Consider the following 12,557-nt stretch of genomic DNA (forward strand, 5'->3'; position numbering starts at 1 on the left):
CGCCGTACCCTGGTCGTCATGGACAAGCGAGTGCTCCTGGCCAAGCCGCGTGGCTACTGCGCCGGGGTGGACCGTGCCGTCGTGACCGTGGAGAAGGCGCTCGAGCAGTACGGCGCGCCGGTCTACGTGCGCAAGGAGATCGTCCACAACAAGCACGTCGTGGAGACGCTGTCCCGGCGTGGCGCGATCTTCGTCGACGAGACCGACGAGGTGCCCGAGGGCGCCCTCGTGGTGTTCTCGGCGCACGGCGTGTCGCCCGCCGTGCACGAGGAGGCCGCCTCGCGGCAGCTGCGCACGATCGACGCCACCTGCCCGCTGGTGACGAAGGTCCACAACGAGGCGAAGCGGTTCGCCCGCGAGGACTACGACATCCTGCTCATCGGCCACGAGGGGCACGAGGAGGTCGAGGGCACGTACGGCGAGGCGCCCTCGCACATCCAGCTCGTCGACACCGCCGAGGACGTTGACAAGGTCGTCGTGCGCGATCCGTCCAAGGTGGTGTGGCTCTCGCAGACCACGCTCTCGGTGGACGAGACGATGGTGCGGGTGCGGCAGTTGCAGGAGCGGTTCCCGGACCTGCAGGAGCCGCCGTCGGACGACATCTGCTACGCGACGTCCAACCGGCAGACCGCGGTGAAGACGATGGCGCCGGAGTGCGACCTGGTGCTGGTGGTCGGGTCGAAGAACTCGTCCAACTCGGTGCGGCTGGTCGAGGTGGCGCTGCAGGCGGGCGCGCGGGCGTCGTACCTGATCGACTACGCGCGCGAGGTCGACCCGGCGTGGCTGGAGGGCGTGACGACGGTCGGCGTGACGTCCGGCGCGTCGGTGCCGGACATCCTGGTGATGGAGCTGCTGGAGTACCTGGCGACCCAGGGCTACGGCGACGTCGAGGAGATCACCACGGCGAACGAGAAGATCGCCTTCGCCCTGCCGCGCGAACTGCGCAAGGACATGGTCCGCTAGGACGTGCCGGTGGCACCGGGACGTCCGGCTCCAGGGACGTCCCGGTGATCCGTGGGTCCAGGCGTTGCCGACGTCGCGGCCGGTGCGGTTCGGTGAGGCCGTGGGAGCACGAAGTCCGCGTTGCGGTGCCGCTGCGGTGCGGCCGGTCGGGTTCGGCCAGGTCGGCGATCGGGGGGTGCGCTCGGGTCGGTGGCGGTGAAGCCCCGGCCGAGGGGAGCCCTTTCTCATCCTGCCGGCGGGGTCTGACAATTCTGGCTCCCCGAAGCACTGAGCTGCGCTGACGGCGTAAGCGGTTGGCGCGGGGGTGAAGTTCGCGTTTCCTGGAACGATGAGCAGCGTGCTGATCGGGGTGGAGAACGTCGCCACCCCCAAGTGGGCCCGTCGTCGTGGTGGGACGTCGGTGAGCTTGGGCAAGGCCCTCAAGAGCCTGCCGTCGGCGGTGGCGATGGTGGTTCGGCTCGCCTGGCGCACGTCGCCCCGGCTCACGGTGGCGGCGGGCGTGGTGCACGTGCTGTCCGGTTGCGTGACCGCGTTCGGGCTGCTCGCCACGGCCGACGTGTTCTCCGCGCTGCTGCGTGACGGCCCGACGCCGGAGCGCGTGACGCAGGCGCTGCCCGCGTTGGCGGTGGTGGTGGGGTCGTTCGTGCTCCGCGCGTTGCTCGACACGGCGGTCGCGGCGGTGCAGAGTTCGCTCCGGCCGAGGGTCACGCGTGAGGCGAACGACGAGGTCACCGCCGTCCTGGTCCGCGCCCAGCTCCTCGCCTTCGAGGACGCCGACTTCCGCGAGCTGGCCCGCCAGGGCGGCCGGCGTGGCGTCCGCTCGCTGGAGAGCAGCCTGCGGTACCTGGCGGACTTGCTCTCCGGCGGCATCTCGCTGACCGCGGCCGTGGTCACGGTCGGGTTCCTCAACCCGTGGCTGGCGCCGGCGCTGCTGCTGGCCGCGTTCGCGAACGCCTGGGCGTCGGCGCGGGCGTCCAAGCTGCGCTACGAGCACTTCCTCGACTCGGTGACCCGCAACACGCGCAAGGGCGTGGTGGAGGAGGTCGCCACCGACCGCGACTTCGCGCTGGAACGGCACGCGCTGACGTTGCAGGAACGCCTGCTCGGCGAGCACCGGCGCATCGCGGAGAGCCTCATGGCCGACGAGATCCGGATGGCGCACCGCACGAACATGGTGCGGTTGACCGGACGCGCGCTGGCCGGCGTCGGCACCGCGATCGCCTACGTCGTGCTGGGCTTCCTGCTGCACACCGGCGGCATGGAGCTGGCGCTGGCGGGCACGGCGGTGCTGGCCATGCGCACCGGCTTCTCGTCGCTGGCGTCGACGACCCGGGCGGTCAACTCGCTCTACGAGGACTCGTTCTACATCGACTTCTACCGCAAGCTGCTGGTCGAAGGCGCGGAACGGGCCCAGGGCAGCTCGCCGGTGAAGGCGCCGGAGGACCCGGAGGAGATCACGCTGACGGACGTCTCGTTCACCTACCCGGGCGCGCCGAAGCCCGCGCTGCGGGAGGTGAACCTGACCGTGGCGCGCGGCGAGGTCATCGCGCTGGTGGGGGAGAACGGGTCGGGCAAGACGACCCTCGGCAAGGTGCTGACCGGCCTGTACCCGGCGTCGTCGGGCACGGTCGCGTGGGACGGCGTCGACCTGGCCGAGGCGGACCCGCACTCGGTGCACTCGTCCATCGCGGTGATCGCGCAGGACCCGGCGCAGTGGCCGATGACCGCCCGGCACAACGTGACGGTCGGGCGGCTGGAGCGCGAGGACGACGAGGCGTGGCAGGAGGCGGTGGCGAAGTCGGGCGCGGACGAGGTGCTGGCGAGCCTGCCCGCGGGGCCGGACACCGTGCTGTCGCGGCAGTTCAACGACGGGCAGGACCTGTCCGGCGGGCAGTGGCAGCGGATGGGCATCGCGCGCGGCATGTACCGGGACGCGGCGGTGCTCGTGGCCGACGAGCCGACGGCCGCGCTGGACGCCAAGGCGGAGGCGAGGGTGTTCGAGGGCCTGCGCGAGGCGACCGCGCGGCGCACCACGATCCTGGTGACGCACCGGCTGGCGAACATCCGCAACGCCGACCGGATCGTCGTGCTCGACCAGGGCCGGGTCGTCGAGCAGGGCACGCACGAGCAGCTGATGGCGTTGCGGGGGCACTACTTCGAGCTGTTCGAGCTGCAGGCCTCCGCGTACCGGGGCGGGCTGCTCGCGTCCTAGCCGGGGGTGCGCGGCGGTCGTGACCGGGCGGCGGGTGGAGGGTGCCGCCCGGCGCCCGCCGCCCGGTCAGCTCGTGGCCGTGGCCCTCCCCCCAGCGAAGGTCACGGCCGGCGAACCGCGCGGTCGAGCCTGGCGCACGCCGGTACAGCGGCGGTACAGCGACGGTCTACGACCGGGGTCCGGTGTGCGCTACCTTCGGTGCCGCCTCGGCCGTGGGGAGCCGGGGCGCAGGGAGTGTGCCGAGTGCTGTTCCGGGTCCTGGGCGCGGTCGACGTCGTGCGGTCCGACGGTGTGCGGGTGCCCGTCGACGCCCGGAAACCGCGGGTGCTGCTGGCCACGCTCCTGCTGCACGCGGACGAGTGGGTGAGCGTCGAGCGGCTGGTCGAGGCCCTCTGGCCGGAGGGCGCGCCCGCGTCGGCGGAGAAGAACACCAAGACCTACGTCTGGCAGCTGCGCCGCCTGCTCGCCGGCGAGTGGATCGACGGCGGTCGGGCCGGCTACCGGGTCCGGGTGGCGGAGGGCGGACTCGACGCGCACCGGTTCGAGGACCTGGTCCGCGCGGGACGGCGGCACGGTGACGCGGGCTCGCACCGGCAGGCCGTGGCGGCGTTCGCCGAGGCGCTGGAGCTGTGGCGCGGCGACCCGTTCCGCGACCTGGCCGGCCCCGACGCGGACGCCGTCAAGGCCCGGCTGGTCGAGCGCAGGCTGACGGCGCTGGAAGGGCACGCGGCGGCGTTGTCGGCGCTGGGGTCGCACGAGGAGGCGGCGGTCGCGCTGACCGGGTTGGTCGCGCGGCACCCCTTCCGGGAGCGGTTGCGCGGCGCGCTGATGACCGCGCTGTACCGGGCGGGCCGCCAGGCGGAGGCGCTGGACGTCTACGACGAGGGCCGCGCGCTGCTCGACCGGGAGCTGGGCCTGAGGCCGGGCGAGGAGCTGCGCCGGCTGCACCTCGACATCCTCAACCAGGACCCGAACCTGGCGGTCGGGCGGGAGGCGGCCCCGGCCGGGGTGTGCCCCGCGCAGGTGCCGGCCGCCGTCGCCGGGTTCACCGGACGTGCCGAGCACGTGGAGCGGCTCGACGGCCTGCTGGTGCGCGCCGACGACCGGCAGCCGCCGCCGATCGCGGTCGTCACCGGCACCGGCGGGGTCGGCAAGACCTCGTTGGCGCTGCACTGGGCGCAGCGCGTGCGCGACCGGTTCCCCGACGGGCAGCTCTACGTCAACCTCCGCGGCTACGACCCGGACCTGCCGGTCGGCCCGGGTGACGCCCTGTCCGGCTTCCTGCGCGCGCTGGGCGTCGACTCCCGGGACATCCCGCAGGACCTGGCCGAGCGGTCCGCGGCCTTCCGGTCCCGGCTGGCGGGCAGGCGGGTGCTCGTGGTGCTCGACAACGCCCGCACGGCCGCCCAGGTCCGGCCGCTGCTGCCCGGGTCGCCGGGCTGCGCGGTGCTGGTGACCAGCCGCGACTCGATGCGCGGGCTGATCGCCAAGGACGGCGCGACCCGCCTGCGGCTCGACCTCCTGCCCGCCGACGAGGCCGGCGACCTGCTGCGCGCGTTGATCGGCGACCGCGCGTCGGCGGACCCGCGCGCGGTGGACGTCCTGGTGGAGCTGTGCGCGAGGTTGCCGCTGGCGCTGCGCCTGGCCGCCGAACTGGCCACCGGCCGCCCCGCGGCCTCGCTGGCCGACCTCGCCGGCGAGCTGACCCGGGAACAGGACCGGCTGGACCGGTTGGACGACGACGCCGACCCCCACGCGGCGCTGCGGTCGGCGTTCTCGTGGTCCTACCGGCACCTCCCGCCCGCGGTCGCGCGGGTGTTCCGGCTGCTGGGCGCGCACCCGTGCCGGGAACTCGGCGTCGCCGCGATCGCCGCGCTGACCGGCTCGGACGACGCGGCGGCCCGGCGGCACGTCGACGCCCTGGTCCAGTCGCACCTCGTGGAGCGCACGGCCGACGGCCGGTTCCAGATGCACGACCTGCTGCGCACCTACGCCCGCGGCCTCGCCGCCGAGGTGGACGGCGACGACGGGCGGGACGCGGCCGTGCGGGCCCTGGCGGAGCACTACGTGCGCGTGGCGGCGGTCGCGATGGGGCTGTTCGACCCCGCCGACCACGCCGGGCGGCCGTCCGCGCCGGCGCCGCCCTGCCTGCGCACCCGGGCCGACGCGGTGGGGTGGCTGGAGGCCGAGCGGGCGAACCTCCTCGCGGTCGCCGAGCACGCGGCCCGGCACGGCGACGCCGAGCACGCCGAGGCGCTGACCGCCACCCTGTGGCCCTACTTCCACGTTCGCGGCCACCACGACGAGTCCCTCGCCCTGCACACGCACGCCCTCGTGGCCGGCCGCAGGCGCGCGGACCGGGCCGCCGAGGGCGCCGCGCTCACCGGCTTCGGCGTGGCGTGCGAGCGGCTGGGTCGTTACGAGGAGGCGTTGCGCCACCACGAGCAGGCGGTCGCGGTCGGGCGGGAGACCGGTGACGTGAGCTTCACCGGTCGGGTGCTGAAGAACCTGGGTGTCGTGCTGCGCCGCCTCGGTCGGCACGAGGAGGCGGAGCGGACCTTCCAGGAGGCGCTGTCCATCGCCAGGGCCATCGGCAACCGGCGCGGCGAGGCGGCCGTGCTGTGCAGCCTGGCGCTGGTGCACGAGGCGTCGGGGCGGCACGAGGAGGCGTTGCGGCACATGGACCGGGCGGTGGCGGCCGTGCCGGACGTCGACAACGACCACGCGCTGGTGGGCCACCTGCAGGCGAACCTGGGGCTGGTCCACCTCCGGCTCGGCCGGTGGGAGATCGCCGCGAAGCACCTGGCCGAGGCGCTCGCGGGCGCACGCGCGACCGGCAACCGCGACCTGGAGGCCGAGGTGCTCGACACCCTGGGCGAGCTGGCGACCGCCGGCGGCGACCCCGGGCGCGCCGTCGAGCACCACCACGAGGCGTTGGCGCTGACCCGCCGCACGGGCGACCGGCACGAGGAGGCACGCGCCCACGACGGCCTCGCGCGCGCCTACGCGGCCTGGGACCGGCCGGACGACGCCCGCCGGCACCGGCTGCTCGCGACGCGCCGTGCGCCCGGCGCACGTCCGGTCGACGGCTCCCAGGTGAAAGTCGATCGTCGGGGTTAAGGGCGAACGCCGGCTCCCTTCCCCGGCGCGCGGGAAAGGGAGCGGTTCTCACGGGCGATGTTCAGCCGTGCTCAGTACCACGCTTTGTGGTAGACGTGGTTGTTCGTGCCCTCGACGAAGACGTCGATGCGGTTCGGCCCCCACGAGACGGCCGCCGGGTTGTGCAGGAAAACACCGCCGAGGTTTTCCCAACCCGACCACGACGACCCGTTCCACCACTTGTGCCAGAGCTGGTTGTCGGTGCCCTTGGCGAACACGTCGAGCCGGTTGGCCGACCACGACGACACCGCCGGGCCCGCGGTGATCACGCCGCCGAGGTCTTCCCAGCCGGACCAGGACGAGCCGTTCCACCACTTGTGCCACAGGTGGTTGTTCAGGCCCTCGACGAAGACGTCGATGCGGTTCGCGCCCCACGACACCGCTGCCGGGTTGTCGATGAACACGCCGCCGAGGCTCTCCCAACCGGACCACGACGACCCGTTCCACCACTTGTGCCACAACGCGCCGTCCGAGCCCCTGACGAACACGTCCAGCCGGTTGGCCGACCACGACGACACGGCCGGACCTGCGGTGATGATGCCGCCGAGGTCCTCCCAGCCGGACCAGGACGAGCCGTTCCACCACTTGTGCCACAGGTGGTTGTCCGTGCCGCGGCCGAACAGGTCGATGCGGTTGGGGCCCCACGAGACGGCCGCCGGGTTGTCGATGATGTTGCCGCCGAGGCTTTCCCAGCCCGACCACGAGGACCCGTTCCACCACCGGTGCCAGACGGCCGAGTCGGTGCCGCGGGCGAACACGTCGAGCCGGTTCTCCGACCACGACGACACGGCCGGGCCCGCGGTGACCACGCCGCCGAGGTCGGTCCAGCCCGACCACTGTCTGTCCCCCGCCGCTTCGGGTTCCGCGGCGGCCGCGGTGGCACTCGTCGAGAACAGCGCCAAGAGCACGACGAACAACATCCTGGTGAATGAGATATTCATCGGAAGATCTCCTCAGAGTTCGATGTTTAAAACTCCGAACAGGAGGGAATCTAGCACGGGGCAGTGGTTTCCCAATGGTTGAAAAACCGTTGGTCCACCACGGTTCGAGATCTCCGCATAAATTGTGCTTCACTCAGCCGAGTGGTCACTCGACGTCAATTTCCCGAAGCACGTAATACTGCCGGGCGACCCTCGATCGTGAATCAGGCCGTGAGTTCCAGCGAGGAGCCCTCGCGGGCCTTGCGGACTCGCAACCGGGTCGGGATGCGCTGCCGCAGCTCCTCCACGTGGGAGACGAGGCCGACGACCCGGCCGCCGGCGCGCAGCTCGTCCAGCGTGGTCATCACCAGCTCCAGGGTCTCGGCGTCGAGCGTGCCGAAGCCCTCGTCGATGAACAGCGTGTCCAGCACGGCGCCCGCCGCGACCACGTCGGCCAGGCCCAGGGCCAGCGACAGGGACGCCAGGAACGACTCGCCGCCGGACAGCGTCTTCGCCGGTCGCTGCTGCCCCGAGTAGTCGTCCATGACGTCGAGGCCCAGCCCACCCCGGGTGCCGCGCGGACCGGCCTCGATCGAGTGCACGAACCGGTAGCGGCCCTGGCTCATCCGCTCCAGCCGGGCGCTGGCCGCCACCGCGACCTCCTCCAGCCGGGCGGCCAGCACGTACGTGCGCAGGGTCATGCTCTTGGTGTTCTGCCCGGACCCGTTGATCACGTCGGTCAACGCGTCCAGCTCGGCGAACTCGGCCTCCACGGGCTCCAGCCGCAGCCACGCGTCCCGGAGCCGCTCGGCCAGGTCGGCGGCGCGCGCGGCCCTCGTGCGGGCGTTCGTCAACGCCGTCGCGGCCTCGGTCGCGGCGTCGCTCGCCACCCGGAACCGCTCCTCCGCGCCCGCCACGTCGACCTCGTCGTCCGGGTCGGTGTCGGGCAGCTCGGCCAACGTGCTCTCGGCCGCGGTCCGGGTCTTCTCGACGTCGCGGATCCGGGTCTCCAGCTCGGCGACGGCGGTGGCCGGGCGTGCCGCGGCCAGGGCGTCGGCCACGTCGGCGAACCCGGCGAGCGAGGCCAGCCGCGCCACCTCCAGCCGCTGGTCGGCCAGGCGCTCCTCGTGCTCGGCCACGGCGGCGCGACGCGCGGCCAGCTCGGTCAGCGCGTCGGCCAGGTCGCCGAGGTGCGCCCGGCGCGTGCCGACGTCCGGGAAGTCGCCGCGGGCCTCCTCCAGCCGCGCGCCACGCTCCTCGACGGCCTCCACCAGCTGCGCCCGCTGCGCGCCCGCCTCGGCCAGTTCCCGTTCCAGCGCGCCACGCTGGTCGAGCGCGCGCTGCACCTTGGTCTCCAGCTCGGCCAGCTCGGCCTGCCTGCTCTCCCACTGCTCGGCGCACGCCACCACGGACCGGTGCTCGCGCTCCAGCTCGGCCGGCGGCCGGTCGCCCAGCTGCTCGCGCAGCAACGCCAGCCGTTCGCCCAGCCGGTGCGCCTCCTGCTCGGCCCGCTGCCGCCGGTCCAGGGCGCGCTGGTCCTCGTCGGCGGCGCCGTCCTCGTCCAGGGCCGTCACCGCAGCCGGCATCGGCTGCGCGGGCGACGGGTGCTCGGCCGACCCGCACACCGGGCACTCGTGGCCCGCGCGCAGCCGGCCGGCCAGCTCGACCGCCATCCCGTCCAGCCGTTCCCGGCGGATCCGGAGCAGCTTCTCGCGGGCCTTCTGCTGCGCGTCCACCGCGTCCCGCCGCGCCTCGTCCGCCTCCCGGAACGCCCGCTCCACGCGCGGCAGCTCGGCCGCGGCGGCGGCCAGCCCCGACACCTGCGGCAGCCGGGCCGCGGCCTCCGCCGCCTCCTCGACCGCGCCCCGCGCGGCGGCCAGCCGGTGCGGCACCTCGTCCAGCTGGGTGACCAGGGCGGCCAGCCGCTGGGACGTGGTGGCGACGTCGCGGTCCAGCTGTGCGATCCGCCGCTGGTCGACGCGCTGCCGCTCGGCTTCGGCGGCCAGGCTCGTGAGCCCGCCCGCCTCCTCGCGCAGGCGTTCGGCGTCGCCGCGCAGGTCGGAGCCCTCGTAGCCGAGGGCGGACACGGCCGCGGCCGCCGCCCGCTCCTGGGCGACGGCGGCGTCGAGCTCGCGCGCCAGCTTCACCGCGCGGTCCTGCGCGGGCGCCACGACCGCCGCCTGCCGGGCCGCGTCGCGTTCGGCGACCCACGCCCGCAGGCTCGGCTCCACCTCGGCGAACCGGTCGAGGTGGCGGCGCGCGTCGCGCACCCGGCGGACCCGCTCGTGCCGCGCCCGCGCCTCCTGCCACTCCCGCTCGGCCGCGGCGCGCCGCCCGGAGGCCTCGGCCGAGAGCCGCTCGGCGTCGCGCTCGTCCTCGTCCAGCCGCTTGAGCAGGGAGCTGAGCCACTCCTGGTCGCCGCCGCCCTCGGGCAGCTCCTCCAGCGCGACCTCGGCGACCTTCAGCGTCAGGTCGCGGTGCTCCTGGCCGAGCTGCGCGACCTCGCGCCTGCGTTCGGCGCGGCGTTCCCGGAACCACTTCTCCACGTCCAGGAACCGCTCCGTGCCGAACAGCTTCTCCAGCAGCTTCTCCCGCTCGGCGGTCTCCGCGCGCAGGAACCGGGCGAACTCGCCCTGCGGCAGCAGCACCACCTGGAAGAACTGCTCGGCCGTCATCCCGAGCAGGCCCTCGACCTCGCGGGCCACGTCGTCGATGCGGCTGTGCCCCTCGCCGGTCCACCCGCTGACCCACGTCAGCGACACCTGCGCCTGCTGCCGGGTCGCGCCGTCGCCGCGCTTCTTCGGCCGCTCGTACTCGGGGCTGCGCTTGATCCGGAACCGCCTGCCGCGCACGGTCAGCTCCAGCTCCACGTACGTGGGGGTGTCGCGGTCGGCGTAGTCGCAGCGCAGCCGCTTCACGTCGCCGCGCGCGCCGGGGACCTTGCCGAACAGCGCGAACGCCACCGCGTCGAGCAGCGTCGTCTTGCCCGCGCCCGTGTCGCCGTGCAGGAGGAACAGGCCGTCCGCGCCGAGCAGGTCGAAGTCGACCTCCTCGAGCCGCGCGTACGGGCCGAACCCGCTGACCGCCAACCGGTGCAGCTTCACGACTCGTCCTCCCGGGCAGCCGCGGCGAACGCCTCGCGCAGCAGGTCCAGCTCGCGCGGGCCGGGCTGGTCGCCGCGCACGTCCTCGACGAAGCAGCAGGCGATCTCCTCGTCGCCGCGGCCGCGCACCCGTTCGGCGAACCGCAGCTCGCCGGTCCGCCCGCCCTCCGGCCGCCACTCCACGTGCACCGCGTGCGGGAACCGCTTCTGCAAGCGGCGCAACGCGTCCAGCGGGCGCACCCGGTCGGTGAGCGTGACCGAGAGGAAGTGGTCCTCGACCGGCTCGTGGTCCGGGTCGAGCAGCAGGTCGTCGAGCGAGCCGCTCACCGCCGACAGCGCGCGGGGCACCGGCAGCGACCTCCGCTGCACCCCGGCCAGTCCGCCCGCGCCCAGCTCGACCAGCCACACCGACTTGTGGTGCCGCGCCTCGGAGAACGAGTACGCCACCGGGCTGCCCGAGTACCGCAGGTGCTCGGCCAACGTCTGCTGGCCGTGCAGGTGGCCCAGCGCCACGTAGTCGACCCCGGCGAACACCGCGCCCGACACGTCCTGCACGCCGCCCACCGCGATCGTGCGCTCCGACTCGCACGGCTCGCCGCCGGTCACGAACGCGTGCGCCATCACCACCGACCGGGTGCCCGGTCGGGCCGCGAGGTCCAGCTTGATCCGCCGCATCGCCTCGGTGAGCACGCCGCCGTGGCCCTTGGCCTCCACGCCGAGCGTGTGCCGCGCCGTCTCCGGTTCCAGGAACGGGATCCCGTAGACCGCCACCGGACCGTGCTCGTCGGCGAACAGCACCGGGTCGTGCAGCTCGGCCACCCGCGTGCGCAGGTGCAGGCCGCCCGCCTCGGCGAACGCGCCGAGGAAGCCCAGCCGGGCCGCCGAGTCGTGGTTGCCCGGCGTGATCACGATCTTCGCGCCCGCCTCGCGGAGTCGCTTGAGCACCCGGGAGCACACCGCGACGGCTTCCGCGTTCGGCACGGCCCGGTCGAACAGGTCCCCCGCCACGACGACCGCGTCGACCCGTTCGTCCGACACCGTGTCGGCGAGGCCGCTGAGCACCGCTTCCTGCTCTTGCAGCAGGTCACGGCCGTGGAAGGTGCGCCCCACGTGCCAGTCGGACGTGTGCAGGATCAACACGTCGGCCACGCTAGGGCCGGCGGGCCCTCTGATCGTCCAACCCGCTCGGCGTGTCGCTCGAACGTGTGGTCGGACACCTGTGCGCGATGATCGGGGGATGACGGCGGTCCTCAGCACGGCGGCGGTGGTCGTGGCGCTCCTGCTCGCGGGTGCGTTGGTGTTCCTGTGGCGGCTCTACCAGGACAGCGTGCGGCGCACCGACGCCGCGCTGGCCGCGGTGCGGGCCGAACGGGAACGCGGCGACGCGCAGTGGGCGGCGTTGCAGCGCTACGAGGTGGCGTTCTCCTCGGTCAGCGGACGCGGCGAGCTCGGCGAGAAGGTGCTGGTGGAGACGGCGCGGGTGCTCGGCCTGCGCGAGGGGATCCACTTCGACCTGCAGGTGGACGTGGCGGGCGGCGGTTCGGTGCGGCCGGACCTGGTGCTCAACGTCGGCGGCGGTCGGCGGGTGCCGGTGGACGCGAAGATGAGCATGGCCACGTGGGCGGAGGCGGTGGAGACCGACGACGCGACCGAGCGCGTCGACGCGCTGCGCGTGCACGTGCGCAACATCCGGGCGCGGGCCGCGGAGCTGGCGGGCAAGGGCTACCAGCGGTGGGCCGACGCCATCTACGGGACGATCATGTTCGTGCCGAACGACGGCGCGGTGGTCGCGGCCCTGGACACGGACCCCGAGCTGCTGCGGTGGCTGCTCGACCGGCGGGTGTTCCTGTGCGGGCCGACCGGGTTCGCGGTGATCGCGTCGGCGGCGATGTTCGCGGTGACCGACCGCGCGCTGGCCGACGACGTCGAGCAGGTCAGGGCGGCGGCGTCGCGGGCGCACCGGGCGGCCGACGGCGCCATCGACGCGGTGAACCTGTCGAGCACGCACCTGCAGCGGTTCCTGTCGGCGCGGCGGCGCGAGCTGGACGCGTTGGAGGGTTTCCGGGCGGCCGTCGAGCCGCTGAGCAACGCGTCGTCCGACGTCACACCCCTGCCGCTGGTGCGGCGGACGGACGAGGCGGGCCTCGGTGCACCCTTGGACGCCCGAGAGGCGTAATAGAGTGTGTCGGGACTGAGCCGA

7 protein-coding genes are annotated in these 12,557 nt (G+C 74.0%); 4 read left to right on the top strand and 3 right to left on the bottom strand.

All coding sequences use genetic code 11. The features are described from left to right. Positions 1 to 18 precede the first annotated feature (18 nt). The 3 genes from AB0I91_RS08980 (at position 19) to AB0I91_RS08990 (ending at position 6,295) form a co-directional block, all read left to right on the top strand. On the top strand, positions 19 to 963 hold the full coding sequence (locus AB0I91_RS08980; RefSeq protein WP_498774232.1) for a 4-hydroxy-3-methylbut-2-enyl diphosphate reductase: 945 nt from the start codon (positions 19 to 21) through the stop codon (positions 961 to 963). 328 nt (positions 964 to 1,291) lie between these two features. After that, positions 1,292 to 3,175 (top strand): ABC transporter ATP-binding protein, encoded by a 1,884-nt coding sequence (locus AB0I91_RS08985; protein ID WP_499636232.1) that lies wholly within the window; start codon positions 1,292 to 1,294, stop codon positions 3,173 to 3,175. A 243-nt stretch (positions 3,176 to 3,418) separates the two neighbouring features. Beyond that, complete coding sequence (locus AB0I91_RS08990) at positions 3,419 to 6,295, top strand: AfsR/SARP family transcriptional regulator (RefSeq protein ID WP_499636234.1); 2,877 nt, start codon at positions 3,419 to 3,421, stop codon at positions 6,293 to 6,295. Between the two features lie 71 nt (positions 6,296 to 6,366). Here AB0I91_RS08990 and AB0I91_RS08995 read toward each other — a convergent pair whose 3' ends face one another. From AB0I91_RS08995 to AB0I91_RS09005, 3 genes are all read right to left on the bottom strand, one after another. Next, on the bottom strand, positions 6,367 to 7,275 hold the full coding sequence (locus AB0I91_RS08995) for a PLL family lectin (RefSeq protein WP_499636236.1): 909 nt from the start codon (positions 7,273 to 7,275) through the stop codon (positions 6,367 to 6,369). 203 nt (positions 7,276 to 7,478) lie between these two features. Beyond that, positions 7,479 to 10,358, bottom strand: a complete 2,880-nt coding sequence (locus AB0I91_RS09000; RefSeq protein WP_498774240.1) for an AAA family ATPase — start codon at positions 10,356 to 10,358, stop codon at positions 7,479 to 7,481. Next, positions 10,355 to 11,497, bottom strand: a complete 1,143-nt coding sequence (locus tag AB0I91_RS09005; RefSeq protein WP_498774242.1) for a metallophosphoesterase family protein — start codon at positions 11,495 to 11,497, stop codon at positions 10,355 to 10,357. Before AB0I91_RS09005 ends, AB0I91_RS09000 begins: the two co-directional genes overlap by 4 nt. Before the next feature lie 97 nt (positions 11,498 to 11,594). Between AB0I91_RS09005 and AB0I91_RS09010 the strand changes: the two genes are divergently transcribed. After that, positions 11,595 to 12,533 carry a DNA recombination protein RmuC gene (locus AB0I91_RS09010; protein ID WP_498774244.1) on the top strand — a complete coding sequence of 313 codons (939 nt, stop codon included), beginning with the start codon at positions 11,595 to 11,597 and terminating at the stop codon, positions 12,531 to 12,533. Positions 12,534 to 12,557: the final 24 nt, after the last annotated feature.

Origin of the sequence: Actinosynnema sp. NPDC049800 (assembly GCF_040656635.1) — a bacterium.
Lineage (GTDB): Bacteria > Actinomycetota > Actinomycetes > Mycobacteriales > Pseudonocardiaceae > Actinosynnema.